23 protein-coding genes are annotated in these 25,057 nt (G+C 70.8%); 15 read left to right on the top strand and 8 right to left on the bottom strand.

Annotated features, from left to right (window positions below):
* The first annotated feature begins 149 nt into the window (after positions 1–149).
* Positions 150–461, top strand: a complete 312-nt coding sequence (locus tag ACSEEN_RS04065) for a hypothetical protein (protein WP_440712385.1) — start codon at positions 150–152, stop codon at positions 459–461.
* 247 nt (positions 462–708) lie between these two features.
* Here ACSEEN_RS04065 and ACSEEN_RS04060 read toward each other — a convergent pair whose 3' ends face one another.
* A complete protein-coding gene (locus ACSEEN_RS04060; RefSeq protein ID WP_440712384.1) occupies positions 709–2,193 on the bottom strand; it encodes a serine/threonine-protein kinase in 1,485 nt (494 codons plus the stop codon).
* A 115-nt stretch (positions 2,194–2,308) separates the two neighbouring features.
* On the opposite strand from ACSEEN_RS04060, the gene ACSEEN_RS04055 reads away from it, so the two are divergent.
* Together ACSEEN_RS04055 and ACSEEN_RS04050 are read left to right on the top strand one after the other, a co-directional pair.
* The gene (locus ACSEEN_RS04055) at positions 2,309–2,773 is read left to right on the top strand and encodes a hypothetical protein (RefSeq protein WP_440712383.1); all 465 of its coding nucleotides are present in this window, start codon (positions 2,309–2,311) and stop codon (positions 2,771–2,773) included.
* 129 nt (positions 2,774–2,902) lie between these two features.
* Complete coding sequence (locus tag ACSEEN_RS04050) at positions 2,903–3,703, top strand: acetoin reductase (protein ID WP_440712382.1); 801 nt, start codon at positions 2,903–2,905, stop codon at positions 3,701–3,703.
* Positions 3,704–3,783: 80 nt separating this feature from the next.
* Here the strand turns inward: ACSEEN_RS04050 and ACSEEN_RS04045 are convergent, their stop codons facing one another.
* Positions 3,784–4,584 carry an SGNH/GDSL hydrolase family protein gene (locus ACSEEN_RS04045; protein ID WP_247865446.1) on the bottom strand — a complete coding sequence of 267 codons (801 nt, stop codon included), beginning with the start codon at positions 4,582–4,584 and terminating at the stop codon, positions 3,784–3,786.
* A gap of 133 nt (positions 4,585–4,717) precedes the next feature.
* Between ACSEEN_RS04045 and ACSEEN_RS04040 the strand changes: the two genes are divergently transcribed.
* The 5 genes from ACSEEN_RS04040 (at position 4,718) to ACSEEN_RS04020 (ending at position 9,798) form a co-directional block, all read left to right on the top strand.
* The gene (locus ACSEEN_RS04040) at positions 4,718–6,244 is read left to right on the top strand and encodes a fatty acid desaturase (RefSeq protein WP_440712381.1); all 1,527 of its coding nucleotides are present in this window, start codon (positions 4,718–4,720) and stop codon (positions 6,242–6,244) included.
* A 10-nt stretch (positions 6,245–6,254) separates the two neighbouring features.
* Positions 6,255–6,437, top strand: a complete 183-nt coding sequence (locus ACSEEN_RS04035) for a rubredoxin (protein ID WP_247868121.1) — start codon at positions 6,255–6,257, stop codon at positions 6,435–6,437.
* Positions 6,434–7,627: an NAD(P)/FAD-dependent oxidoreductase gene (locus ACSEEN_RS04030; RefSeq protein ID WP_440712380.1), complete on the top strand. Its 1,194-nt coding sequence runs from the start codon at positions 6,434–6,436 to the stop codon at positions 7,625–7,627. Before ACSEEN_RS04035 ends, ACSEEN_RS04030 begins: the two co-directional genes overlap by 4 nt.
* Positions 7,624–8,286 (top strand): TetR/AcrR family transcriptional regulator, encoded by a 663-nt coding sequence (locus ACSEEN_RS04025; RefSeq protein WP_440712379.1) that lies wholly within the window; start codon positions 7,624–7,626, stop codon positions 8,284–8,286. The genes ACSEEN_RS04030 and ACSEEN_RS04025 overlap by 4 nt, the downstream gene beginning before the upstream one ends.
* A gap of 63 nt (positions 8,287–8,349) precedes the next feature.
* The gene (locus tag ACSEEN_RS04020; protein WP_440712378.1) at positions 8,350–9,798 is read left to right on the top strand and encodes a sugar porter family MFS transporter; all 1,449 of its coding nucleotides are present in this window, start codon (positions 8,350–8,352) and stop codon (positions 9,796–9,798) included.
* A 14-nt stretch (positions 9,799–9,812) separates the two neighbouring features.
* Here ACSEEN_RS04020 and ACSEEN_RS04015 read toward each other — a convergent pair whose 3' ends face one another.
* Positions 9,813–11,642 carry an HNH endonuclease signature motif containing protein gene (locus ACSEEN_RS04015; protein WP_440712377.1) on the bottom strand — a complete coding sequence of 610 codons (1,830 nt, stop codon included), beginning with the start codon at positions 11,640–11,642 and terminating at the stop codon, positions 9,813–9,815.
* Positions 11,643–12,047: 405 nt separating this feature from the next.
* On the opposite strand from ACSEEN_RS04015, the gene iolC reads away from it, so the two are divergent.
* The 6 genes from iolC to ACSEEN_RS03985 are packed head-to-tail and all read left to right on the top strand — an operon-like array spanning position 12,048 to position 18,725.
* Entirely contained in the window at positions 12,048–13,034 is a 987-nt protein-coding gene (gene iolC, locus ACSEEN_RS04010; protein WP_298443502.1) for a 5-dehydro-2-deoxygluconokinase, read from the top strand.
* Entirely contained in the window at positions 13,031–13,957 is a 927-nt protein-coding gene (locus tag ACSEEN_RS04005; protein WP_440712376.1) for a Cgl0159 family (beta/alpha)8-fold protein, read from the top strand. The genes iolC and ACSEEN_RS04005 overlap by 4 nt, the downstream gene beginning before the upstream one ends.
* Complete coding sequence (gene iolB / locus ACSEEN_RS04000; RefSeq protein ID WP_440712375.1) at positions 13,954–14,862, top strand: 5-deoxy-glucuronate isomerase; 909 nt, start codon at positions 13,954–13,956, stop codon at positions 14,860–14,862. Before ACSEEN_RS04005 ends, iolB begins: the two co-directional genes overlap by 4 nt.
* Complete coding sequence (iolD, locus tag ACSEEN_RS03995; RefSeq protein WP_440712374.1) at positions 14,859–16,766, top strand: 3D-(3,5/4)-trihydroxycyclohexane-1,2-dione acylhydrolase (decyclizing); 1,908 nt, start codon at positions 14,859–14,861, stop codon at positions 16,764–16,766. The genes iolB and iolD overlap by 4 nt, the downstream gene beginning before the upstream one ends.
* Complete coding sequence (locus tag ACSEEN_RS03990) at positions 16,759–17,682, top strand: sugar phosphate isomerase/epimerase family protein (RefSeq protein ID WP_440712373.1); 924 nt, start codon at positions 16,759–16,761, stop codon at positions 17,680–17,682. Before iolD ends, ACSEEN_RS03990 begins: the two co-directional genes overlap by 8 nt.
* Before the next feature lie 26 nt (positions 17,683–17,708).
* Positions 17,709–18,725 carry a Gfo/Idh/MocA family protein gene (locus ACSEEN_RS03985; RefSeq protein WP_440712372.1) on the top strand — a complete coding sequence of 339 codons (1,017 nt, stop codon included), beginning with the start codon at positions 17,709–17,711 and terminating at the stop codon, positions 18,723–18,725.
* Positions 18,726–18,781: 56 nt separating this feature from the next.
* On the opposite strand, the gene ACSEEN_RS03980 is transcribed toward ACSEEN_RS03985, so the two are convergent.
* From ACSEEN_RS03980 to ACSEEN_RS03970, 3 genes are all read right to left on the bottom strand, one after another.
* A complete protein-coding gene (locus ACSEEN_RS03980) occupies positions 18,782–19,957 on the bottom strand; it encodes a L,D-transpeptidase (protein ID WP_298443485.1) in 1,176 nt (391 codons plus the stop codon).
* Between the two features lie 58 nt (positions 19,958–20,015).
* Positions 20,016–20,312, bottom strand: a complete 297-nt coding sequence (locus ACSEEN_RS03975) for a hypothetical protein (protein ID WP_298443482.1) — start codon at positions 20,310–20,312, stop codon at positions 20,016–20,018.
* 106 nt (positions 20,313–20,418) lie between these two features.
* A complete protein-coding gene (locus tag ACSEEN_RS03970; protein ID WP_247865432.1) occupies positions 20,419–21,441 on the bottom strand; it encodes a zinc-dependent alcohol dehydrogenase family protein in 1,023 nt (340 codons plus the stop codon).
* A 175-nt stretch (positions 21,442–21,616) separates the two neighbouring features.
* Between ACSEEN_RS03970 and ACSEEN_RS03965 the strand changes: the two genes are divergently transcribed.
* Positions 21,617–22,471: an alpha/beta fold hydrolase gene (locus ACSEEN_RS03965; RefSeq protein ID WP_247865431.1), complete on the top strand. Its 855-nt coding sequence runs from the start codon at positions 21,617–21,619 to the stop codon at positions 22,469–22,471.
* A gap of 3 nt (positions 22,472–22,474) precedes the next feature.
* On the opposite strand, the gene ACSEEN_RS03960 is transcribed toward ACSEEN_RS03965, so the two are convergent.
* Both ACSEEN_RS03960 and ACSEEN_RS03955 read right to left on the bottom strand, forming a co-directional pair.
* Entirely contained in the window at positions 22,475–23,074 is a 600-nt protein-coding gene (locus tag ACSEEN_RS03960; RefSeq protein WP_247865430.1) for a potassium channel family protein, read from the bottom strand.
* On the bottom strand, positions 23,071–25,053 hold the full coding sequence (locus tag ACSEEN_RS03955; protein WP_283255255.1) for a M13 family metallopeptidase: 1,983 nt from the start codon (positions 25,051–25,053) through the stop codon (positions 23,071–23,073). The genes ACSEEN_RS03960 and ACSEEN_RS03955 overlap by 4 nt, the downstream gene beginning before the upstream one ends.
* Positions 25,054–25,057: the final 4 nt, after the last annotated feature.

Below are 25,057 nucleotides of genomic sequence, written 5' to 3'. Positions count from 1 at the left end.
CGTGTCGTTCCTGTGGACAACTCGACCGGCACTCGGACGGCTTGTGGATGGAGTGTTCGACGTCGCAGACCCGATCGGCGACCCTGAGGGTGACGGTAGGGGGAACAGATGTCGGAACACGAGAAGACGCCAGGCCGGGCGAGTGCGTGATGGCGGCGCAGGCATGGGTGGCGCTGGTCCTCGGTCTGCTGACGAGCGCCGGGGTGATCGGGACACTGTGGCAGCGGCAGCACTCGGAGCGGGTCGACCGCGAACACCGACTGGAGATCGAGTCACGAGCCGAGTGGTGGAGGCGCTTTCAATGGGCCGCGGAGCTGACCATTTCCGAGGGCACGGAGGGGCGGCGGATGGGGCTGTCGGTGGTGCATGTCTTGGCGACCTCTCCCTTGCTGACCGACAGTGAGCGTGGAATCGTGGACACCGTCATGTGGGCGCGGGAAAGCGGAGGAGGAGAGCAATGAGCTCCCTTGAAGAAAGTGCAGCAGCCCGAGCCCGGTCTGAGCGACAGCTGCGCGGACGGACTGCTGAGGAGCGCCGGATCGCCGCCGAGATCGTGGTCGTCAACAACCAGATGCGCGGCGTAGACACTCCCCAGTGGGTGATCGACGTCGCTGAGGGCCGCCTCCCAGCGTAGGCGCGGCAGTCGAGCACGGGCGCGTCGGTCGCGGGTGCCGCGCGCGTATCCGGGTGACTCGTGCGCGCCCGGTGTCAGTGCGGGCCGGAGGTGAGGATCGCGTCGGGCACGAGTTTCCAGTAGCCGCCGGAATGGATCCACTCGACGTCGCGGATGGTGGTGGGAGCCGCGTCGCGCGGTGACTTCGCGGCGACGCTCGCCGTCGTCGTGTTCCCGCCCGTCATGGTCACCGGCGCCTTCACCGTGTACGAGTCCGGGGTGTAGCCGGCAAGCGAGGTAGCGGCCGCGTAGGCGCTCATCTTGGTGACGGCGGCCGGATCGTCGCCGGTGTAGACGTAGCGGCCGAGTTCCCCGGCGGGGGTCTTCGGGTCGACGGCCTTCCGCAGGATCGTCTGCAACTGGGCGACGGTCGGCGTCTCGACGGCCGCTGAACCGGTCGCGGTGGAGGTGCTGGTCGACGGCGACGTGCTCGGGCCGCTTTCGGTGACCGTGACCGGGGACGTCGCGGCGGGGCGGTCGTCGTGCGACCTGGTCAGGATGATCGCCAGCGCGATCGCGAGCCCGGCGATCACCAGGATGGCCAGGCCGACGAACAGCGGGGCGCGGCTGCGTCGTTTCCCGGTGGGAACGGGTTCCGCCACCGGAGTGGCCGGCGCGGACGGCTCCGGGACCGGCGGCGGCGATGCGGGCGCGGGAGCCGGGTATGGAGCGGTGAGCGGCGCGGTCGCGGCGGCGGGCGGTCGTGCGAGGGCGTGGCGCAGTTCGGCGGCGAAGGAACGGCAGTCGGGAAATCGGCCTGCCGGGTCCTTGGCGAGCGCGCGGGCGAAGACCGGGTCGAGCGCGGCCAGATCGGGCCGGCGGCTGCTGACCGGCGGCGCCGGATGATCGGCGTGGGCGCGGATCAGGGCCACCGGATTGTCGCTGGTGAAGGGCGCGGCGCCGGTGAGCAACTCGTACAGCGTGCAGGCCAGGGAGTACTGGTCGGCGGCCGCCGTTGCGGGGGCGCCCTCGATCACCTCGGGGGCGCTGTAGCGCAGCGTGCCGATGAAATTCCCGGTCCCGGTCAGCGAGGTGGAGTCGGCAAGCCGGGCGATGCCGAAATCGAGGACGGTCACCGCGCCCACCCGGCCGTCGGGCCGACGGCTCATCAGGATGTTCGCCGGCTTGATGTCCCGATGCACCACACCCTGCGCGTGGGCGTAGTCGAGGGCATCGGCCACGGCGCCTGCGACGTCGAGGACGTCGCCGGTCGACAACCGCTCCCCGGTCAGATCGGTGCCGTCGAGGTGGCGCATGGTGAACCACGGCCGCCCGCCCTCGACGCCGTACTGATACACGGTCACGATGCCGGGGTGATGCAGCGCGGCGGCGGTCCGCGCCTCCCGGGCGAAGCGTTCGGCGAAATCACTGCTCGCGTCGCCCGCGGTGGAGATCAGCTTCAGGGCTTCGCGTCGTGCCAGGCCGGGGTTCTCGACGAGGTAGACCTCGCCCATCCCGCCCCGCCCGATCGGCGCGATGACGCGGTAACCGGCGAAGACGGCTCCGGGTTCGAGCGACACGGCGGGACTCCTCTGGTGCGGGCGGGCGGACCTGTCTGACACTACCCGGCGGGGCGGCCGACTCACCGGGCCGTGATCGCCGGTGAGTGTCGTGCCAGTGCGTTACGCTGCGGATATGGCTGCCAACGAGTCCACCGGTAACGAGTCCGCTTCCACCGAGGCCGCCTCCGAGGAGGGACTGGTGGTCTCGGCGCTCGGGCTGTTCGCCCGGTCGCAGGAGCAGGCCGTCAAGGTCGCCACCGACACGCTCGGCAAGGTGCGCGCGATGGCCACCGCGGGTGTCACCTCACCGGATGTGCTGATGCAGCAGGTCGTGGAACTCAGCGGCGCGGTCACCGGGATGGCCAGCGGGGTGACCGGCCTGGCCGGAGCGGTGTCGCAGCCGATGCAGGAGTTCATCGTGCAGCAGCGCAAGCTCGCCGAGACGGTCGCCAAGTTCGCCGAGGTGCAAGCCGAACTGGCGGTGATCGTCGCCGAGTTCGCGCAGCGGCAGGCGGCCACCGTCGCGGCCGTCGAGCGGATCACCAACCCCGTCTTCGACATCGTCGGCGGCAAGCCGCACAACGCGTCCCAGAGCTGATCCGGCCGTCCGCGTGTGACGCGGCCGGTGCAACCCCCTGCAACTCTCGTGCCGGGGTCGCACCCGGCTTACGGTCGGGCTGTTCCGGCGCCGCTCAGGGTGCCGGCCCCATCCTCCGGAGGTCCCCGCATGGCTGCCACTGATCCCACCCGTCCCCTCGCCGGCAAGGTCGCACTCGTCACCGGTGCCGCGCGCGGCATCGGCCGCGGCATCGCACTTCGCCTGGCCCGCGACGGTGCCGATGTCTGCCTGGTCGACCTCACGGCGGAGTCGGTCGCCGCGGTGCACGACGAGGTGGTCGCGCTCGGAAGCCGCGCCGCGGTCTTCGGGGCCGACGTCAGTGATCGAGACGCGGTCTTCGCGGCCGTCGACCATGCCGTCGCCGAACTCGGTGGACTGGACATCATGGTCAACAACGCGGGTATCGCGATGGTCGAACCGCTCGCCGACGTGCGGCCCGACGAGGTCGACCGCCTGTGGCGGATCAACATCAACGGTGTGCTGTGGGGCATCCAGGCCGCTGCCGCGAAGTTCATCGAACAGGGCCGCCCCGGCAAGATCATCAACGCGTCGTCGATCGCCGGGCACGACGGGTTCCCGATGCTCGGCTGCTACAGCGCCAGCAAGTTCGCTGTGCGAGCCCTGACGCAGGCCGCCGCGCGCGAATACGGCGACAAGAAGATCACCGTCAACGCGTACTGCCCCGGCGTGGTCGGCACCGACATGTGGGCGGATATCGACCGTCGCTTCGCCGAACTGACCGGTGCCGAGATCGGCGAGACCTACGACAAGTTCGTGTCCGGCATCCTGCTCGGCCGCGCGGAGACGCCGGACGACGTCGCCGGCTACGTCAGCTACCTCGCGGGTCCGGATGCGGACTACATGACCGGTCAGGCGGGACTGATCGACGGCGGGATGCTCTTCCGCTGACCGGCATCATCGATCGGTGAACGGGCCCGACCGGCGACGCATCGTCGCCGGTCGGCCCCGCTGCCGTCTGCGGTGACGTCCTATTCCGTGGAGGCCGAGTCGGCGCGGACGGTATCGGGGTCGTTCACCGGGGTGAGAAGCGGCCGTTTGGGGGCGCGGCCGTCGCCCAGCGAACGGCCCCGGAGACGGCGGATCATCCACGGGGTCAGGTGCTGGACCGCCCAGCGGGTGTCGCGGGCGTGCCGGAGCAGGCGGTGCGGATCCGGCCGCGTGTCGAGCGGTCGTCCCCAGTCCGGCGAACTCCCGGGCAGTCCCAGCGCGTGCGCGGCGCCCGCGGCGAAACGCTCGTGGCCCAGCGGTGAGGCGTGCAGCCGGTCCGGCGCCCAGGAGCGCAGATCGGTGAGCACCGGCGCCGAGTACAGGTCGACCAGCACGAACCCGTAGCGGCCGGCGAAGTCGCGCATCATCTGATTGAGCGTCAGCAGCTTGTCTTCGAAGCGCCGGCCGAGTGGGATGGTGGCGGTGACGTCGGGATAGGTCGAGATCAGGACCGTCGCACCGGTGGCGGCGAGGACCCGGTAGACGGCGTCGAGGTCGTCGTGCACCTGCGCCATGTCCGAACTGCCGATCACGTCGTTCATGCCGAGCGGTGCGGTGATGAGGTCGGGCTCCAGCGCCAGGGCCGGGGCCAGCTGTTCCTCGCGGGCCTGGCGGGTGGTCTTGCCGCGCACCGCCAGATTCGCGTATCGCAGCCCGGGATTCTGCACGGCCAGCAGGGTCGCGAGCCGGTCGGCCCAGCCCCGGTATTCGTACCGCGGATCGGGGTCGCCCATCCCCTCCGTCTGGCTGTCGCCGAGGGCGACGAATCGGGAGAAATGCACGCCTCCGATGGTAGCCGTCGTGCGCGTTGGAGCAGGTCAGGACCACCTGGTGTACAAATATCAATGAATGTATAGACACAAGACGATGGATGGCATAACGTAAAGTTCGCACGTTTCACCTGGAGGAGTCGACATGACACAACAGACCACTGATCACTCGGAGGTACCCGCCCTGGAGTGGCGCGACAAGAAGCGCTATCTCTGGCTGCTCGGCCTCATCCCGCCCACCGCGGTCTTCCTCGCCGCCGGCTTCATCGCCCTGATGAACTGGGCCGGGCACCAGCTCGGCTGGGGATGGCTGACCACCATCTCGCCGGTGTGGTGGTGGATCGGCCCGATCCTGCTCTATGTGCTGCTGCCGGTGCTCGACGTCTTCTTCGGCCCGGACGGGCAGAACCCGCCGGACGAGCTGATGGAGCAGTTGGAGAACGACCGGTACTACCGGTACTGCACCTACGTCTACATCCCGTTCCAGATCGCCAGCCTGATCTTCGCGGCGTACCTCTGGACGGCGAAACCGGGCGGGCGCTTCGGTGATCTGAGCTGGCTCGGCATCGACAGCGGTTCGCTGGGGCTGGTCTCCAAGATCGGTCTGGCCCTCTCCATCGGCGTGATGGGCGGCATCGGCATCAACACCGCGCACGAGCTGGGCCACAAGAAGGTCTCGCTGGAGCGCTGGCTGTCCAAGATCACCCTCGCGCAGACCTTCTACGGACACTTCTACATCGAGCACAACCGCGGCCATCACGTCCGTGTCGCCACCCCGGAGGATCCGGCCAGCTCGCGCTTCGGCGAGAACTTCTGGACCTTCCTGCCGCGCAGCGTGTTCGGCAGCCTCAAGTCGGGCTGGGAGCTGGAAGCGAACCGGATGAAGCGACTGGAGCGCCCGGTCTTCCACCCGAGCAACGACGTGCTCAACGCCTGGTTCATGTCGATCGCCCTCTGGGGCGTCCTCACCGCCGTCTTCGGCTGGCAGATCCTGCCGTTCATGGTGCTGCAGGCGATCTACGGATTCTCGCTGCTGGAGACCGTCAACTACCTCGAGCACTACGGCCTGCTGCGGCAGAAGAACGCCCGCGGCCGTTACGAGCGCTGCACCCCGCAGCACAGCTGGAACTCCGACCACATCGCGACCAACATCTTCCTGTACCACCTGCAGCGGCACAGCGACCACCACGCCAACCCGACCCGGCGTTACCAGGTCCTGCGCAGCTTCGACGAGGCGCCGAACCTGCCGAGCGGCTATGCCAGCATGATCACCCTCGCCTACGTGCCGCCGGTCTGGCGCAAGGTGATGGACAAGCGCGTGATCGCCCACTACGGCGGTGACCTCACCCGGGCCAGCCTGCAGCCTGGCAAGGAGGACAAGCTCCTGGCCAAGTACGCGAGCGAGTGCGCGGCGCTGTCGGCGACGACGGCCGCGGGTCTGCGGCAGAGCAGTGCGAAGGACGAGGGCGCGGTCGCCGTGCTCGAATCGGCCGCCGCCACGGCCGAGACGCTCCACGCCTGCCCGAACTGCGGCTACACCTACCGCGCCGCCGCCGGTGCCCCGCGCGAGGGCTTCGCGCCCGGCACCGCTTGGGCCGACATCCCCGACAACTGGCCCTGCCCGGACTGCGGGGTCCGCGAAAAGATCGACTTCATCCGGATCGGAGAATGACATGACCGCCGTGAACGACTACAAGCTCTTCCGCTGCCTGCAGTGCGGCTTCGAGTACGACGAAGCCGAGGGCTGGCCCGAGGACGGCATCGAGCCCGGCACCCGCTGGGACGACATCCCGGATGACTGGAGCTGCCCGGACTGCGGTGCCGCCAAGGCCGATTTCGAGATGGTCGAGGTCGCCCGCTCATGACCGGCACCGACGCCGGCGTGGTGATCGTCGGATCCGGAGTCGCCGGAGCGACCGCGGCGCAGACGCTGCGCGCGGACGGGTACGACGGGCCCGTGACGGTCGTCGGCGCCGAGCCCGGTCTGCCCTTCCGGCGCACCGCGCTCAGCAAGGACCTCCTCGCCGCCGATCTCAGCCCCGAGCGGATCGCCCTGCAGAAGCCCGCGTTCTGGGCCGAGAAGGACATCGAGATCCGCGGTGGCACCACGGTGGTCGACGTCGATCCGGCCGCCCGGTCGGTGCGGCTGTCCGACGGGACCGCGCTCGGCTACCGGGCCCTGATCCTGGCGACCGGCGGGCAGCCGATCCGCCCGGACTGGCTCGCCGACGACGTCCCGGCCCTCCGGACCGTGGCCGACGCCGAACGTATCCGGGGCGCGATCGTCGAGTCCGGTTCGCTGGTGGTGATCGGCGGCGGCCTGATCGGGCTGGAACTCGCGGCCTCCGCGGCCGCGGCCGGGCACCGCGTGACGGTGCTCGAGGCGGGTGACCGCCCGATGAGCCGGGTGGTGCCGCCGGTGCTCTCCGGCTTCCTGGCCGACCTGCACGCCGCCCACGGGGTGGACCTGCGTCTGCGCAGCGCGGTGGTGCGGGCCACCGCCGGGGAAGTGGAGCTCGCCGACGGGACCGTCGTGCATGGCACCGTCATCGCCGCCCTCGGCATGACGCCGGACGTCGCGCTCGCCGCGGCGGCCGGTGCCGAAGCCGGGCGCGGTGGCGTCGTCGTCGACCCGTCGCTGCGGACCGGAGTCGCGGGCGTCTACGCGGCGGGTGATCTGGCCGCCGTGCCGGATCCGCGGTCCGGCGAGCCGATGCGGTGTGAGCACTGGTTCGGGGCGCTCGACCAGGGGGCCGCCGTCGCCCGGACCGTGCTGGCGGATCTGGCCGGCACGCCCGCGCCGGTGTTCGCCGAGGTGCCGCGTGCCTGGACCATGCAGTACGGCGTCAACGTGCAGCTGGTCGGCCGGCCCGCGGGCGAGGGTGAGGTCGCCGTCGACGGCGACCTGGCCCCTGCCGCGGACGGACGGCCGTCCGCGACGGTCCGGGTCTCCGGTCCGGAGGGCCTGCGCGGCGCGGTGACCGTCGGCCGGGCGGCAGCGGCTCGGGAACTGCGCGCGGAGATCGCCGCCGTTGCCGCGGGTGCCGCGGTATGAGTGCGCCCGTCGCCGTACCCGCCCCGGCTACGCTGGGGCGGGTGAGCGACCCGACGACGTATGCCCAGGCGAGCAAGCGGCTCTTGCGGAACTCGCTGCTCGACGGCGTGCACGACCTGCTGACCCAGCGGGACTGGTCCAAGGTGACCATGACCGACGTGGCGCGCCAGACGGGGGTCAGCAGGCAGACCGTCTACAACGAGTTCGGCTCCCGGCACGGTCTAGCGCAGTCGTACGCGCTGCGCCTGGTCGACGAGTTCACCGAGGTGATCGGTGCGGCGATCGACGAGGTCCCCGGCGACCTGGACGCCGCCCTGACCAGCGGATTCGAGCGATTCTTCGCCGCCGCCGCGCTGGACCCGATGATCGCCTCCCTGCTCTCCGGGGAACCCAACCCGGATCTGCACAAGCTGATCACCACCGAGGCGGCGCCGCTGATCGCGGCGGCCAAGGCGAATCTCGCGCGGATCATCACCCGGTCGTGGATCGGGCTGCCCGACGTCGCCGCCGATCCGCTCGCCGGTGCGCTGGCCCGCATGGCGCTGAGCTACGTGGCGATGCCGCCGGAGGTGCCGGCCCCCCGGGTCGCGGCGAACCTGGCGGCGCTGTTCGCGCCGGCGATCCGCGAGGCGGCTGCTCTTGGGTCCGGCCTGACGTAGGGTGATCTCCGGTTTCTCCGGTTCCACACCGGCGAAACGCCCGGTGTGGAAGGAGTGTGCCTCATGTCGGACGGTGTCGTCGCGGCCGGAACCCTGCCGCCGCTGACCCGCGGCCCGTGGCAGCGCCGGATGGACGTGATCGTGGTGGTCGCGACCTTCGGCGGTCTGCTCTTCGGTTACGACACCGGAGTCCTCAACGGTGCGCTCGAGCCGATGAAGTTCGAGTTCGGGCTCTCCTCGACCACCGAGGGCCTGGTGGTGAGCAGCCTGCTCATCGGCGCCGCGCTCGGGGCGCTCAGCGGAGGCCGGCTGGCCGACGCCTTCGGGCGGCGCCGGACACTGGTCTGGCTGGCCGTCGTCTTCTTCGCCGGGACCGCGGCCAGCGTGTTCGCGCCGGGACTCGCGGTGATGCTGCCGGCGCGCTTCATCCTCGGTCTCGCGGTCGGCGGCGCCTCCGTCGTCGTGCCGATCTATCTGTCCGAGCTGGCGCCCACGGAGCGGCGCGGGGCGCTCGGCGGCCGCAACGAGCTCGCGATAGTCGCCGGTCAGCTCGCCGCGTTCGCGGTCAACGCGGTGATCGCGTCGATCTGGCCGCCGGCCACCGCCGCCGACCCCGGCGGCTACTCCGGAATCTGGCGCGTGATGCTGGCGATCTGTGCGATCCCGGCGGTCTGCCTGTTCGTCGGCATGCTGCGGATGCCCGAGTCGCCGCGCTGGTACGTGCGGCAGGGCCGGTACGACGACGCCCTGGCCGTGCTCCGCCAGGTGCGCAGCGAGGAGCGGGCCCGCGCGGAGATGGCCGAGGTGGAGCGGCTCGCTGCCGACGAAGAACTCGAGCATCTCGGCGGCTGGCGCGACCTCGCGGTGCCCTGGGTGCGGCGGCTGCTGCTGGCCGCGGTGATCGTCGCGATCGGCCAGCAGGTGACCGGGGTGAACTCGGTGATGATCTACGGCACCAAACTGCTCGAGGTCGGCGGCGTCAGCGGATCGGCGGCCCCGATCGCGAACGTCTTCGTCGGTGCGGCCGGCGTGATCGGCAGCATCTTCTGCCTCTACTACCTGATCGACCGCGTCCCGCGGAAGACGCTGCTGCTGACCGGCATGTGCCTGGTGATGGTCTGCCACGCGGCGATCATCGCGGTGACCCTGCTGATGCCCGGCTCGGGTCGCGCCGAGGCGTGGACCATCCTGGTGCTGCTCGGCCTGTTCGTCCTCTGCCAGCAGACGACGATGAACGTCACCACCTGGGTGTGCCTGTCCGAGCTGTTCCCGCTCCGGCTCCGCGGCTTCGGCATGGGCGCCGCGGCGCTGGTGCTGTGGCTGGCCAACGCGGCCGTCGGCCAGGCGGTGCCCGCACTGGTCGAGGCCGGCGGCCTGGCCACCACCTACGGCACCTTCCTGGTGTGCACCGCGGTGTTCGCGTTCCTCATGTACCGCTTCCTGCCGAACACCAGCGGCCGTTCCCTGGAGGAGCTGGAGGAACGATTCGCGGCGGGCGACTTCCGTTCCTGACCCCGGTGGTCTGACTAGAACGGTGGTGGGCCGTAGAGTTCGTCGGCGTGCGCGCGTTCGCGGCGGAGGCGGGCGCGTTCGGCGCGCCGCCAGGCGTGCTTGTGTGCGGTGGCGGCTCGAAGGCCTCCACTGGGGGTGCACGCGCACGCGCGTGGTGGGGCTGGTTCGCCGGCCGGAGCTGTCTCGGGTGGTGCTTGGGCCTGGTGGGCGCATGTCGCCGCGGTCAGATCGGGGAACAGCCACTGATTCTCCGCGCGGGTCTCGAGCGTGATGCCGTGGACGGTGATCGCGGTCCACACGGTGCCGTCGTGGTCGATCCACTGTTCGTCGATCCAGCCGTCTGCGGGGTTGGTGGCGCCGAGGTGAGTTTTCAGCAAGTGATGCCGTTTGCATTTGGGGTTGAGATTGCACAGGCAGGTGGGGCCGCCGGAAGCGGGGCAGACCTGGTTGAACTCCTGGCAATGATCCAACTCGCAGTGCCAGGCGGGCTGATCGCAGCCGGGGACGGTACAGGTGCCGAACAGTGCGCGGATGAGGACGTCCAGGGCGGCGGTGGGGCGGTAGGGATCCCCGGGCTGGGCGGTGTCGGTGAGGAACGTTGGCGGCACAGGACCCCCGCTGGTCTCGGTCGCGGCGCCCCCGTCCTGGTCCCCGGTATCGGCGCTGCCTGTCTCGGCGTCCTCGTCGTCTCCGGTAGGTGGCCGGTACTCGGCTTTCGGTGCCGCCCGGGCGCCGTCACTGTCACCGCTGTGGGCGCCGCCGTTGTCGGGGGTCGTGGTCTCGGCTGTGGTCGCCAGGGTCCGGTGGGGTGTGAGGAGTTTACCCAGGTCGAGGTCTCGGACCAGGGCATCGGGGCGGCGCGCCAGATCACGGACGTGGTCGGCGCCGATCGGGCCGTGCCCATCGAGGAATCCGGGCTCGTCGTCGCCGCCGGCCAGGGTGGTCTTGCGGCACACTGCGTGCACGATGATTCGCGCCTGCCGCTCGGAGATCTCCTCGGTCGACAGGGTTGCGGTGCAGGTCTCTTTGCCGGTGCAGGCACAGGTGAACGGAAGACCGCGCAGCCGGGCGATCGCCGCCGCCGACCGTAACGCCCCCTTGCTGCGGGGATCGTTGGGACAGACTCCGGCGATCATCGCCTCGACCGCCTCGTACGCCAGACGGGTCTCTTCGGCGTCGGCGGTGATGGTGATCCCACCGAGCCCGTCGGTGTAGTCCCGCCGGGTCACGTTCTTACGTCGTTGGGCTTTGTCGCGGCGTTTGCGGGAGGCCTCGCGATCGTGTTTGTCGACGATGCGGTCGGCGATCCGTTCGGCGGCCTTTTCGGAGATGTGCCCGGCCTTCGCCAACGCGTTCGCCACGTCCTGGTCGACGGTGGCGACGATCGCGGGCTCGTCGACGATGTCGGTGCGGTCGACGACCTTGGCGAACATCGCCGGGCTGATCACCGTCTGCCGCAGCAGGTCGGCGGTCCTCGGCAGGCGTTCGGCCACGGCGATCGCCATCGCGACCAGAGCGCGGGAATCCCGCCGGTTCCCGGCGAACATGGCCCCGAAGAACTCCACCGCCACCGTGTAAGGATCGAACAGGTCTTTCTGCTCGGCCCCCGCGCATACCTGGTCGTCGAGGCCGGCCAGCGCGATGTCGAGGAACTGGCCGACCGCGTATAGCTGCTGCCAATACAGGAACGCCTGCCCCCGCCATGCCGACTCGGCGTACACGCCCCAGTCATGGCACTGGGTCTGCTCATCATCGGTGTCATCGGGGGCGACCATCCCCGCCGGAGCGAAGTCGACCCCGGCCCAGCGGGTGGCGAACTCGCCGGATGCCTCGCCGATCTCCATGGTTGTCACCTCCCTCTGATCCCTCATGATGTTCGAAGTATCTATGATTTATATTACATTCATATTGTGGTGTGCGCTACCGATGATCTCTGTGCCGTTGTGAGACTGTATCCCCTGGTTGTGGCACCTACTTGCGATCTCTGGGAGAGCCGACTCCTACGGCGGCAATCATGGCTCCGGTCGGTGTTGGGCATCGGACTGCGAACACGCGATGTTCGACTTCGGTACGACACCAGGAGTGGTCCTTCGACTGCAGATCCGCCGACGTCGACTTCAGCGGCGACCGCATCCCGCCCGTCTCGGGTCCACTCGCCTCATACGCCGAGGACCGCAAAGCAACTCGGGAGAACTGACTAGAGTTCAAGGCAGGGATGCCACGCCGACGAGCAGGGAGGTCCGGCCGCCATGACGCTTTCGTCGCCGGACGCTGCACCCTTCGACCTGCTCACCATCGGGCGGCTCGGCGTCGACCTGTATCCGCGGGAGTCGGGTGTCGGGCTCGACGAGGTGGAGACCTTCGGCAAGTCGCTGGGCGGCAGCGCCGCGAACGTGGCCGTCGCGGCGGCCCGGCACGGCCTGCGCACGGCGCTGATCTCGGCCACCGGCGACGACCCCTTCGGCCGCTATCTCCACCGGGAGCTGACCCGGCTCGGCGTGGACGACCGGTACGTCGGCACCGCCGACGGGCTGAACACCCCGATCACCTTCTGCGAGATCTTCCCGCCGGACCGCTTCCCGCTGTACTTCTACCGCGAGCCGATCGCGCCGGACCTCACGCTGACCGCCGACGGCCTCGATCGCCCGGCGATCACGGACGCGCGCATCTACTGGTCGACGGTGACCGGACTGTCCCGCGAACCGAGCCGGTCGGCGCACCACGCCGCCTGGGCGGCCCGCGGGCGCGTCCCGATGACGGTGCTCGATCTCGACTACCGGCCGATGTTCTGGCCGTCGCGTGCGGCGGCGACCGCGCAGATCGAGGCGGCCCTGGGCCTGGTGACCATCGCGATCGGCAACGAGGACGAGTGCTTCACGGCCGTCGGCGAGCGCGACCCGGACCGTGCCGCCGACGCGCTGCTGGAACGAGGACTGGACCTGGCCGTGGTGAAGCGGGGCGCCGGCGGTGTGCTGGCCAAGACCCGGTCCGAGCGAGTCGAGGCGCCGCCGTGCCGGATCGAGGTGGTGAACGGCCTCGGCGCCGGCGACGGCTTCGGCGGCGCCTTCTGCCACGGGCTGCTCCAGGGCTGGGACCTGGGGCGGGTCGCGGCTTTCGCGAACGCCGCCGGTGCGCTGGTCGCGGGCCGCCGGGAATGCTCGACGGCGATGCCGACCACCGCCGAGGTGACGGCGCTGCTGGCCGGGCACCCGGGCCGACGGGTGGGCGCGCGATGACCGCGATGCGCCCGCTGGCGACGCCCGGCCCGATCACCGAGGGTGCGTTCGCCCAGCTCCGGTTGACCCGGCTGGCCGACCCCGAGGCGGTGGGCCGCGCGTTCGCCGTGCGCCGGCGCCGCCCGGTGGTGCGCGGAGACGGCCGTCTGCTGATCGTCGCCGCCGACCATCCGGCCCGCGGCGCGCTCGGTATCCGGAAGGACCCGATGGCGATGGCCGACCGGTACGACCTGCTGCAGCGCGTCGCCACCGCGCTGGCCTGCCCCGGCGTCGACGGAGTCCTCGGCACCCCGGAACTGATCGACGACCTGGCCCTGCTCGGGCTGCTCGACGACAAGATCGTCGTCGGTTCGATGAACCGCGGCGGGCTCCGGGGCGCGGCCTTCGAGATGGACGACCGCTACACCGCCTACGACATCCCGGCGATCACCCGCGACCGCCTCGACTTCGCCAAGGCCCTCGTGCGCTTCGACCTGGACGATCCGGCGACCGTCACCACCATGGAGGCCACCGCCCGCGCCGTCGACGCCGCGGCCGCCGCGCAGGTCCCGATCATGCTGGAGCCGTTCCTCAGCCGCCGCGTAGACGGCCGGATCGTGAACGACCTGTCCACCGACGCGGTGATCAACTCGATCGTGATGGCGGCCGGCCTCGGCGGCAGCTCCGCCTACACCTGGCTCAAACTTCCGGTGGTCGACGACATGGCCGACGTGATGGCGTCGACCACCCTGCCGACCCTGCTCCTCGGCGGCGACCCGGCGATCGGCCCGGATACGGTCGCGTCGTCCTGGGAGTCGGCGCTCGCCCTGCCCGGCGTGGTCGGGCTGACCGTCGGCCGCGCCCTGCTCTATCCGCACGACGGCGACGTGGCCGGGGCCGTCGCGGCGGCCGCCGAGCTGGTGCACGCGGCGGTGGAGCGGTGAGGGCGGCCGTGCCGAACGCCTGGTTCCGGCCGCGCGGAACCCTCGCCCGCGACGGCTGCGCGGTCGTGGTCGACGACGCGATCGACGGCTGGACCCACACCGGCCTGCGCGTCGCGGACGTCGTCGCCGGTGCCGCCGTCGATCTGCCTGCCGGTGACGTGGAGCGCCTGGTGGTTCCGCTGGCCGGGTCGTTCGACATCGACCACGACGGTGCCGCGACATCGCTGGCCGGCCGCGCGAACGTCTTCTCCGGACCCACGGACGTCCTCTTCCTCGGTGCCGGAACCGCCGCCACGCTGCGCGGATCCGGGCGGGTGGCGATCGCGCAGGCGCGGACCACCCAGGCCAGGCCTGCCGTTCACCTGGGCGCGGGCGACATCCCGGTCGAGATCCGCGGCACCGGGCGCGACACCCGGCAGGTGCACGACCTCGGCACCCCGGACGTGCTCGACGCGGCGGCGCTGATCGTCTGCGAGGTGATCACCCCGGGCGGCAACTGGTCGTCGCATCCGGCCCACAAACACGACGAATACGTGCCCGGCCACGAGTCGCAGCTGGAGGAGATCTACTACTTCGAGGCGGCCCCGGCGCGGCACCTGAGCGCGCCCGCGGACGTCGACGCCTTCGGGATGTTCGTGACGTCGTCGTCGCCCGCGGGCGAGATCGACACGCACGCCACGGTCCGCACCGGCGACGTCGCGCTGGTGCCCTACGGCTATCACGGTCCGGCGATGGCCGCGCCCGAGTACGACCTGTACTACCTCAACGTGATGGCCGGGCCCGGACCGGAACGGGTCTGGCTGATCAGCGACGACCCCGGTCAGGCCTGGGTGCGCGACACCTGGCCGGGCCAGGAGGCCGATCCGCGACTGCCCTTCACCGCGGAACGGGCGGACCGGCGATGACCACCCGCAGACTCACCGTCGCCCAGGCGCTCATCACCTTCCTCGGCCACCAGTGGACGGTCGACGGCGACGTCCGCGAGCGGACCGTCGCCGGCGTGCTCGGCATCTTCGGGCACGGCAACCTCTCGGGGATCGGGCAGGCGCTGCTGGAAGGGGAGACGATCGATCCGGGACGGATGCCGTATCACCAGGCGCGCAACGAACAGGCCATGGTGCACCAGGCCGTCGGCTACGCCCGCATGCATCGGCGGCGCGCCACCCTCGCCGCCACCGCCTCGGTCGGCCCGGGGGCGGCGAACATGCTGACCGGGGCGGCGCTGGCCACCGCGAATCGGCTCCCCGCGCTGCTGCTGGTGGCCGACACCTTCGCCACCCGCGTCGCCGATCCGGTTCTTCAACAGCTGGAACACCCGCACGACCCGGGGCTTCAGGTGGCCGATGCGTTCCGTCCGCTGTCCCGCTTCTTCGGCCGGATCGACCGGCCGCAGCAGCTCTACTCGGTGGCACTGGCCGCGCTGCGTGTGCTGACCGATCCCGCCGAGACCGGCGCGGTGACCCTGGTGCTGCCGGAGGACACCGCCACCGAGGCGCTCGATGTGCCCGTGGAATTCCTCGCCGACCGCGACTGGCACCTGCGCCGTCCACCGCCGGAACGCGGCGCGATCGCCCGGGCCGCCGCGGCCCTGGACGCGGCGCGGCGGCCGATGATCGTCGCCGGGGGCGGGGTGATCTACTCCGGCGCCACCGACGCGCTGCGGGCGTTCGCCGAGGCGACCGGCATCCCGGTGGCCACCACCCAGGCCGGCGGCGGGTCGTTGCCCGCCGGGCACCCGCTCCACCTGGGCGGGCTGGGGGCCACCGGCAGCGCGGCGGCCAACGCGATCGCCGCGACGGCCGACGTCGTCGTCGGCATCGGCACCCGCTACAGCGACTTCACCACCGCCAGCCGGTCCGCGTTCGGTGACCCCGGCGTCGTCTTCGTCAACCTCAACGTCGCCCCGTTCGACGCTGCCAAACACGGGTCGCCGCTGCCGCTGGTCGCCGACGCCCGCGAGGGCCTCGCCGCGCTCCACGAGGCTGTCGCGGGTCTGCGCGTTCCGGCCGGGCACACCGCGGCGATCACCGCCGCGATCGACGACTGGGCGCGGGTCGTGGACCGGGCACTGGCGCCGCGGGGTGCCGAACTGCCCGGTCAGCCGGAGATCATCGGCGCCGTGCTGGCGGCGGTCGAACCCGCCGACGTCGTCGTGGCCGCGGCCGGTTCACTGCCCGGCGACCTGCAGAAACTGTGGCGTCCGCGGGATCCGCTCGGCTATCACGTCGAGTACGGCTTCTCGTGCATGGGCTACGAGATCGCCGGTGGGCTCGGGGCTAAACGCGGCCTGCTCGACGCCGGTGACGACCGCGACGTGATCGTGCTGGTCGGCGACGGGTCGTACCTGATGCTCAGCTCCGAGCTGGCGACCGCGGCCGCCGAGGGCATCCGGCTGATCGTCGTGCTGATCCAGAACGACGGGTTCGCCTCCATCGGCGCCCTCTCCGAATCGATCGGCTCCGGCCGGTACGGCACGCGCTATCCGGGCGTCGACCTCGTCGCCCACGCGCACGGCTACGGGTGCGCGGTGGTCGATGTGCCACCCGGCCCCGACGTGTGCGACGAGGTGCGCGCGGCCGTCGTCGCCGCCAAGCGTCGAGAAGGGCCGACCGTCGTGCACGTCCGCAGCGATCCGCTGATCCCGGCGCCCGACGGGCACGGCTGGTGGGACGTCCCGGTCGCCGAGGTCTCGGCGCTCCCCGATACCCGGGCGGCGCGGGCCGTCTACGACGAGCAGCGCCGGCGGCAGCGGCCGCTTCTGGGCGGCGCCGCGGAAGGAGACGCCACGGAAGGAGACGCAGATGGATGACGACGCCGTCCGGGCGACGGGCCTGCGCGTCGGTACCGCGCCCGACTCGTGGGGAGTGTGGTTCGCCGACCATCCCGGTCAGATCGGCTGGGAGCGCTTCCTCGACGAGGTGGCCGCCACGGGCTATCACTATCTCGAACTCGGGCCGTACGGCTATCTGCCTACGGACCCGTCCCGGCTGGCCGACGAACTGGGCAGTCGCGGCCTCGCGCTGTCCGGCGGCACCGTGTTCACCGCCTTCCACCGCGGCGCCGGTGAATGGCCGGACACGTGGGCGCGAGTGTCGCGGGTGGCGGCGCTCGTGCGCGCGCTGGGCGGCGGGCATCTCGTCGTGATCCCGGAACTCTGGCGCAGCGACGTGACCGGCGCCGAACGCGAGCCGCGCACACTGGACGACGGCCAGTGGCGGGCGCTCGCCGCCGGGCACGACCGGCTCGGCCGGGCGCTCGCCGCCGAGTTCGGCATCCGGCAGCAGTTCCACTCGCACGCAGACACCCACGTCGGGACCGCCGCCGAGGTGGAACGACTGCTCGCCGAGACCGATCCGGGTGCGGTCAGCCTGTGCCTGGATACCGGCCATTTCGCCTACTACGGCGGCGACTGCCTCGACCTGCTCGCACGCCATCCCGAGCGGATCGGCTACCTGCACCTCAAACAGGTCGATCCGGTGCTGATCGAGCGGATCCGGCGCGACGACGTGCCGTTCGCCGACTGCGCCGCCGAGGTGATGGTGGAGCCGCCGAGCGGGATCCCCGACTTCGCGCCGGTGATCGACGCCGCGGCCGCGATCGACCCGGACATGTTCGCCATCGTGGAGCAGGACATGCCGGGCTGCGACCTCGACCGCCCGGCACCGATCGCCACCCGGACCCGGCGGCACATCCTCGGCTGCCACCCGCTGACCAGGACCCGCTGATCACGACCCGAAGGGGCGTCACCGACATGACCTTCACCGAACTGCGCGTCGGCGTCGTCGGCGCCGGAGCGATGGGCCGCGATCATCTGCGGCGGCTTCACCGCGTCGTCGCCGGTGCTCGCGTCACCGCGGTGATCGAACCGGACACGGCGCGGCGCGCGGCGGCCCTGGACTCCACGCCCGGCGCGGCCGGATACCCGGACCTGCCCGCGGCCCTGACGGCCGGCGGGCTGGACGCGGTGCTGCTCGCCTCACCCGGGCCCCGGCACGAGGACGACCTGCTCCGGTGTCTGGCCGCGGGCCTCCCGGTGCTGTGCGAGAAACCGCTCTGCCCAGACGCGGCGTCGGCCCGCCGGGTGGTCGACGCCGAACTGGCGGGTGGCCGGCGGCTGATCCAGGTCGGTTTCATGCGCCGGTTCGATCCCGAGTACGCGGCCCTGCGGGAGCTGATCGCCCGCGGTGGTGCCGGGGAACTGCTGATGCTGCACGCGGTCCACCGCAACCCCTCGGTGCCGGCCGGCTACCGGCAGTCGATGCTGATCACCGACTCGGTGGTGCACGAGTTCGACGTGCTGCCCTGGCTCGCCGGGGCCCCGGTCACCTCGATCGAGGTCCGGTACGGGCGGCGCAACCCGCACGCCCCGGAGCACCTGCGCGAGCCGATCCTGGTGCTGATCGAGCTCGCCGGCGGCGTGCTCGCGGACGTCGAGATGAGCGTGTCCGCGGGATTCGGCTACCAGGTGACCACCGAGGCGGTGCTGTCCCGCGGGGTCGCCCGGATCGGGGCCCCTGCGGGTCTGCGGGTCTGGGCCGAGGGGGCGTCGTCGATCGCCGAGCATCGCGACTACACGACCCGGTTCGCCGCCGCCTACGACCGCGAGGTGCAGGACTGGATCACCGCTGTTCGCGCGGGTGGCGCCACCGGACCGTCGGCCTGGGACGGTTACCGCGCGGCGCTGTGCTGCGAGGCGGGTGTCACAGCCCTGGAAAGCCCCGGCCCGGTGCCCGTCGACATCCCGCCCACCCCGGACCTCTACCGCTGAGCAGAACGCAATGACCCCGGAGCAGTCGTCTGCTCCGGGGTCGATGCTTCAGGGTTTCAGGCGTCCGCGTTGCCCTTCTGCCAGGTGGACCACGGCACCGTCCAGTCGCCGTAGGTGTCCCAGACCGGAAGGGTGGGGCCCTGGGAGTGGGTGATCTCGACAACGTCGCCGAGTCCGAAGTGGTTGTAGAACCAGATCGCGTTGTCGGTGCTCAGATTGACGCAGCCGTGCGACACGTTCGACGAGCCCTGCTGGCCGACCGACCACGGTGCGGCGTGCACGTACTCGCCGTCACTGGAGATGCGTTCGTCCCACAGCACGGTCTCGTTGTAGTAGCCCGGCTGGCCCGCGCAGACACCGTAGGTGCACGAGTCCATGGTCACGGTCTGCGACTTCTCGCTGATCACGTGCGGGCCGTTGTGCGACGGCGTGTCCGGGCTGCCCAGGCTCATCGGCATCTGATTCACCTGCTGGCCGTTGTGGAAGATGGTCAGCAGCTCGGTGGCGCCGTCGGCCTTGGCGATCCAGGAGTCGTGCACGGTGTAGTCGACCGAGTAGTCCTCGGCCCCGTAGACGCCGTTGCCGAGATCGACGCCGTAGACCTCGGCATCCAGGTGGATCTTGGTGCCGGGCTTCCAGTAGTCCGGTCCCCGGTAGTGGACGTTCTGGTCGTCGATCCAGTACCAGGCGCCCGGCTGATTCGGCGTGGTGGTGACCTTCAGATGCTTCTGCACCTCGGCCTTGTTGGTGACCGGCGCGGTGAACTGCACAGAGATCGGCTGGCCCACGCCGATCCCGGTCTGCGCCACCATGTCCGGATCCGGGACCACGTTGGCGTACGCGGTGGAGTCCGGGGCGATCGTGTTGACCGTGAAGGTCTGGTGGACCGGCTTCTGATCGGCGTTCACCGCCGTCGCGTCGACGGTGTAGGTGGCGCCGTAGCCGAGATCCTCGGTGGTGCTCCAGCGGCGCCCGCCCGGATCGAGCTTGCCGGTCACCTGCTTGCCCGATTCGGCGGCGTTGGTGACGGTCACCTGGGTCAGGGTGCCGCCGGTCGCGTCCACGACGATCGGCGTCGTGGGGTTCAGTTTCGCGTCGTGCGGGGCCAGGGCGATGGCCGCGGGCGGCGCATCGACGTGCTTGGGGGTGCTGTTGGTGCAGGCCACGATCAGGGTCGACGCGGCCGTCAGTGCGACAGCGGACAGGGAGAGGCGGAGAAGTCTATCGCGCATCCCTCTAGTGTGGCAGCGCCGTCTGTGTCCTTGCTCAGCCGCAATCGACGGGTGGAATTCAGCCGTTTGCGGTGACTGCGGCGGTTATTCCGGTTGCCGCGGCCGTGACGGCGAAGACCGAGGGCCAGGCCCCGATCTTCTTGGCCAGGGGATGGGAGGCGCCGAACGCTCCCAGGTAGGTGGCGGTGAGCCCGGCGGTGACGGCGGGCCCCCGCTGCAGCCAGCTGCGACCGGCGACGGCGCCCGCCGCCGCCAGGACCACTCCGCCCAGCTCGCGGCGCCCCGAGTAGCGGGCGACGGCGTAGCCGCCGATCAGGCCGGCGGCGACAGCGGGAACGGAGGGATCGATACGCATAGGGCTCACCTTAGACGAGCGATTCCCGTCCGCCGGCTGAGCCGGCGAGGCGATGGCCGAGCCGAGTCGAAGCCACCACCTCTCGGTCGCCGGGGCATGGGAGGCGTCAGACCGTGAGCAGCACCTTGGTGGCCCGGCGCTGGTCCATCGCCCGATAGCCGTCGGCGGCCTCCTCGAGGGGGAGGGTGAGGTCGAAGACGGCGCCGGGATCGATCTCACCGGCCATGATCAGGTCGATCAGCTCGGGGAGGAAGCGGCGGACCGGCGCGGGACCGCCGGCCAGGTGCACGGTGGCCCAGAACAGAGCGCGGCCCTCGATCTCGACGCCGTGCGAGACGCCGACGAAGCCGATGTGGCCGCCGGGCCGGGTGACGCCGATGGCCTGGTCCATCGATTCCTGGGTGCCGACCGCCTCGACCGTGCTGTGCGCGCCGAGGCCGTCGGTGAGCTCCTTGATCTTCGCGATCCCGGCCGCGCCGCGCTCGGCGACGATGTCGGTCGCGCCGAATCGGCGCGCGAGCGCCTGCCGGTCCGCGTGCCGCGACATCGCGATGATGCGGTCCGCCCCCAGGCGCTTCGCGGCCAGCACGGCGAGCAGGCCGACGGCGCCGTCGCCGACCACCGCGACGGTCTTGCCGGGGCCGGCCTCCGCGGACACCGCGCCGAACCAGCCGGTGCCGAGGACGTCGGACGCGGCGAGCAGACCGGTGACCTGCTCGGGCGTCGGCGTGCCGGGCACCTTCACCAGGGTGCCGTCGGCCAGCGGCACGCGGGCGCGTTCGGCCTGCGTACCGATCGACCCCATCCCGACCATGTGGACGCAGCGCGACTGGTATCCGGCACGACAGATGTCGCAGGTGTTGTCGGAGGCGATGAACGAGCCGACGACGTAGTCGCCGACCGCCAGGGAGGTCACGTCGTCGCCGATCTGCTCGACGACGCCGACGTACTCGTGGCCCATCCGCCGGGGTTCGTTCACCGCGTCGATGCCGCGGTAGGGCCACAGATCGGAACCGCAGATGCAGGTGGCGGTCACCCGGATCACCGCATCGGTGGGTTCGACGATCCGCGGGTCGGGAACCTCCTCGGTCCGGATGTCTCCGGGGCCGTGGATGACGACTGCGCGCATGGGCGGATCTCCTTTCGCGATGGGGGTCGTGCCATTTCGACTCTAGTGTCTGGGGTGGTGGTCTCGACTTCGCTCGACCATCATGTGGCGGGGTGGTGGTCTCGACTTCGCTCGACCGTCATGCGGCGGGAGACGGCCCTGGCGCGATATTAGAACGTGTTCTAGTATCGGCGGCGTGGACCTCACCTTCGACAGCACCCGCCGCGAGCTCGTCACCGACCAGGGCGTGATCCGCTATCACGAAGCCGGGGAGCAGCACGACGACGTGCTCCTGCTGCTGCACGGCAGCGGCCCCGGGGTCACCGGGTGGCGCAACTTCCGCGGGAACCTCGGCTTCTTCGCGCGCACGCATCACGTGTACATCGTCGAGTTCCCGGGTTTCGGCGTCTCCGACCCGGTCGACGGCCATCCGGTGCTGACCGCCGGTGCCGCGGTGATCCGGTTCATGGACGGCCTCGGTATCGACCGCGCCGCGATGGTCGGCAACTCGATGGGCGGCGTGGTCGGCATCAACCTCGCGATCGACCACCCCGAGCGGGTCGAGAAGCTGGTCACGATCGGCGGCGTCGGCCCCAACCTGCTCAGCCCCAGCCCCAGCGAAGGACTGCGCCTGCTGCAGGAGTTCACCGACGCGCCGGACCGGGACAAGCTGGTGCGCTGGCTGCACTCGATGGTCTACGACAGGGCGCTGGTCACCGACGAACTGATCGAGGAGCGCTGGAACGCGGCGACCGATCCGGCGGCCGCGGCGACCGCCGCGATGATGTACGGCTCGGCCGCCTTCGCGATGATGCAGCGCTACCAGGCCACGTCCGACCGGCCGCCCTACTGGGCGCGGATGCACAAGGTCGCCTGCCCGACACTGCTCACCTGGGGGAACGACGACCGGGTCAGCCCACCGGATATGGCGCTGGTGCCGCTGCGGCTGATCCCGGACGCGCAGCTGCACGTCTTCTCGCGGTGCGGCCACTGGGTGATGATCGAGGCCAAGGACGCGTTCGAGCGGACCGTCTCGGCGTTCCTGTCGTAACGGTCAGCCGTTGTGCGGGCTGGCCCGCAGGCGCGCGGTGACCACCATGCTGAACAGCCGGAACCCGAGGCCGATCAGGATCAGGTTGCAGATCATCTGGATCGACACCGCGATCCGCGCGCCCTGGGTCACCGCATCGATGTCACCGAAACCGGTGGTCGTGAACACCGTGAGGCAGTAGTACAGCGCATCCATCCGCGTCAGATGCTGATTGAAGCTGCCCGGGTGGTAGTCGGACATCGTGAAGTAGATCGTCGAGAACGACACCAGATACAGCGTCACCAGCGCGGCGAGCATCTCCAGCGCGGCCGCGAGCGGATAGGTCGCGTGCAGAAAAGCGCGGACCTCCCAGACGCAGAAAGCGAGCAGCAGCAGCGAACCGGCCACCGACGCCGCGACGTTCCAGTCGCTGGTGTGGTTGAACGGCAGCAGGAAGTAGCCGATCACCAGCACGCACGCGGCGAACAGCGGGCGCAGCAGGGCCCGGGTCAGCCAGCCCGCGTTGACGTTGTCCAGCGCCGCCGTCTCGATCGGCCCCTGGGTCTTGATCAGCGGGGCTTCCTCGGCGGTGGTGGTCGGTTGCCGGAGCGAGAGCTTCTTCACCAGATCTGCACCCGTTCCCCGGGCGGCAGGTACAGCGCGTCGCCGGAGGTGACGCCGAAGGCGTCGTAGAACGCGTCGATGTTGCGCACCACGCCGTTGCAGCGGAACTCCGGCGGCGAGTGCGGGTCGATCGAGAGGCGGCGGATGGCCTCCTCGTCGCGGGTCTTGGTGCGCCAGATCTGGGCCCAGCTGAAGAAGACGCGCTGCGGGCCGGTCAGGCCGTCGATCACGGGCGGGGCTTCGGCATCGGCCCCGGCGAGGGCATAGGCGACCAGCGCGATGGACAGACCGCCCAGGTCGCCGATGTTCTCGCCGAGGGTGAACTCGCCGTTCACCGTGTACTGGGAGTCCAGGCCGGTCGGCGTGTACCGCGCGTACTGGGCGGCCAGCGCCGAGGTCCGCTTGCCGAACTCGGTGCGGTCGTCGTCGGTCCACCAGTCCACCAGGTTGCCGTCGCCGTCGTACTTGGCGCCCTGATCGTCGAAGCCGTGCCCGATCTCGTGGCCGATCACCGCGCCGATCCCGCCGTAATTGGCGGCGTCGTCGGCCTCGGCGTCGAAGAACGGCGGCTGCAGGATCGCGGCCGGGAAGACGATCTCGTTCATGCCGGGGTTGTAGTACGCGTTGACCGTCTGCGGGGTCATGAACCATTCGTCGCGGTCTACCGGTCGCCCGATCTTGGCGAGTTCGCGGTCGGTCTCGTAGGCGGCGGCCCGGGCGACGTTGCCGAGCAGGTCCGCCGGATCGACGGTCAGTGCGCCGTAGTCGCGCCGGGTCGCCGGGTAGCCGATCTTGGGGGTGAACTTGTCCAGCTTGGCCAGCGCCTTCTCCCGGGTCGCCGGCGTCATCCAGGCCAGTTCGCTGATGTTGCGGCGGTAGGCCTCGAGCAGATTGTCGATCAGCCGGTCCATCCGGGCCTTCGCCGCGGGCGGGAAATGCTTCTCGACGTACAGTTCGCCGACCGCGAAGCCCATCGCGTCCTCGACGAAGCCCACGCCGCGCTTCCAGCGTTCGCGGTTCTCGGGGGCCCCGGACAGCGTGGTCCCGTAGAACGCGAAGTTCTCGTCGACGAATTCGGCCGACAGGTACGGCGCCGCGCTGCGGAGCAGCCGCCAGCGCAGCCAGGTCTTGACGTCGTCGAGCGGCCGCTGCGCCAGCACCTGAGCGGCGCCGGTCACGAACGACGGCTGGCCCACCACCACTTCGGTGAAGGCGGCCGTCGCGGCATCGCCGGCGAGCGCCGTGATCCAGGCGCCGAGGTCGAACCCGGCGGCCGCCGCGGCGAACTCGTCGCGCGTCATCAGGTTGTAGGTGGCCTCGGCGTCGCGCCGGCGGACAACGTCCCAGTGGTGGGCGGCCAGCTCGGTCTCCAGAGCCAGCACGGTGGCGGCCTCGGCGGCGGCATCCGCGCGGCCGGCCAGGGCGAACATCCGCTCCACGTGCGCCAGGTAGGCATCCCGGGTGGCGGCGTGCTTGTCCTCCCGGTAGTACGACTCGTCGGGCAGTCCGAGGCCGCTCTGGGTGATGTGCACCAGGTACCGGTCGGAGTTCTTCGAATCGGTGTCGACGTAGTACCCGAACAGGCCGCCGACGCCCCCGCGCTGAAAGACGCCCAGCGCGTAGGTCAGGCCGGCCATGTCGGTGATCGCGTCGATCGCGGCCAGGCCGCCGGCGATCGGGGAGGCGCCGAGTTCCTCGATGCGCTCGGTGTCCATGAACGACGTGTAGAGCGCGCCGATCTTGGCCGCGTCCGACCCGGGCGCACCCTCGGCCTGGGCCGCCTCGACGATGTCCCGGACGTGCGCCTCGGCGTTGTCGCGCAGCACGTGGAAGGCGCCGTCGATGCTGCGATCGGCGGGAATCACGTGCTCGGCGAGCCAGCGCCCGTTCACGTGGGTGAAGAGGTCGTCACCGACGGACACGGAGTCGTCGACCCATTGCAGGTCCAGGCCGGAGGTCTTGGGAGTGTCGTTCGTCACGCGT

It is taken from the genome of Gordonia marina (assembly GCF_052036135.1).
In the GTDB taxonomy this organism is placed as follows: domain Bacteria; phylum Actinomycetota; class Actinomycetes; order Mycobacteriales; family Mycobacteriaceae; genus Gordonia.
Note: the sequence above shows the minus strand (reverse complement) of the source record. Positions and strands in the feature narration are given on the sequence as shown.

Coding starts and splice junctions, on each gene's coding strand:
- ACSEEN_RS04005 (WP_440712376.1), top strand. CDS start 13,031: ATGACCGCGATGCGCCCGCTGGCGACGCCCGGCCCGATCACCGAGGGT.
- ACSEEN_RS04055 (WP_440712383.1), top strand. CDS start 2,309: ATGGCTGCCAACGAGTCCACCGGTAACGAGTCCGCTTCCACCGAGGCC.
- ACSEEN_RS04025 (WP_440712379.1), top strand. CDS start 7,624: ATGAGTGCGCCCGTCGCCGTACCCGCCCCGGCTACGCTGGGGCGGGTG.
- ACSEEN_RS03975 (WP_298443482.1), bottom strand. CDS start 20,312: ATGCGTATCGATCCCTCCGTTCCCGCTGTCGCCGCCGGCCTGATCGGC.
- ACSEEN_RS04050 (WP_440712382.1), top strand. CDS start 2,903: ATGGCTGCCACTGATCCCACCCGTCCCCTCGCCGGCAAGGTCGCACTC.
- ACSEEN_RS03990 (WP_440712373.1), top strand. CDS start 16,759: ATGGATGACGACGCCGTCCGGGCGACGGGCCTGCGCGTCGGTACCGCG.
- ACSEEN_RS03980 (WP_298443485.1), bottom strand. CDS start 19,957: ATGCGCGATAGACTTCTCCGCCTCTCCCTGTCCGCTGTCGCACTGACG.
- ACSEEN_RS04040 (WP_440712381.1), top strand. CDS start 4,718: ATGACACAACAGACCACTGATCACTCGGAGGTACCCGCCCTGGAGTGG.
- iolC (WP_298443502.1), top strand. CDS start 12,048: ATGACGCTTTCGTCGCCGGACGCTGCACCCTTCGACCTGCTCACCATC.
- ACSEEN_RS04015 (WP_440712377.1), bottom strand. CDS start 11,642: ATGGAGATCGGCGAGGCATCCGGCGAGTTCGCCACCCGCTGGGCCGGG.
- ACSEEN_RS03985 (WP_440712372.1), top strand. CDS start 17,709: ATGACCTTCACCGAACTGCGCGTCGGCGTCGTCGGCGCCGGAGCGATG.
- ACSEEN_RS04020 (WP_440712378.1), top strand. CDS start 8,350: ATGTCGGACGGTGTCGTCGCGGCCGGAACCCTGCCGCCGCTGACCCGC.
- ACSEEN_RS04065 (WP_440712385.1), top strand. CDS start 150: ATGGCGGCGCAGGCATGGGTGGCGCTGGTCCTCGGTCTGCTGACGAGC.
- ACSEEN_RS04030 (WP_440712380.1), top strand. CDS start 6,434: ATGACCGGCACCGACGCCGGCGTGGTGATCGTCGGATCCGGAGTCGCC.
- ACSEEN_RS03970 (WP_247865432.1), bottom strand. CDS start 21,441: ATGCGCGCAGTCGTCATCCACGGCCCCGGAGACATCCGGACCGAGGAG.
- iolD (WP_440712374.1), top strand. CDS start 14,859: ATGACCACCCGCAGACTCACCGTCGCCCAGGCGCTCATCACCTTCCTC.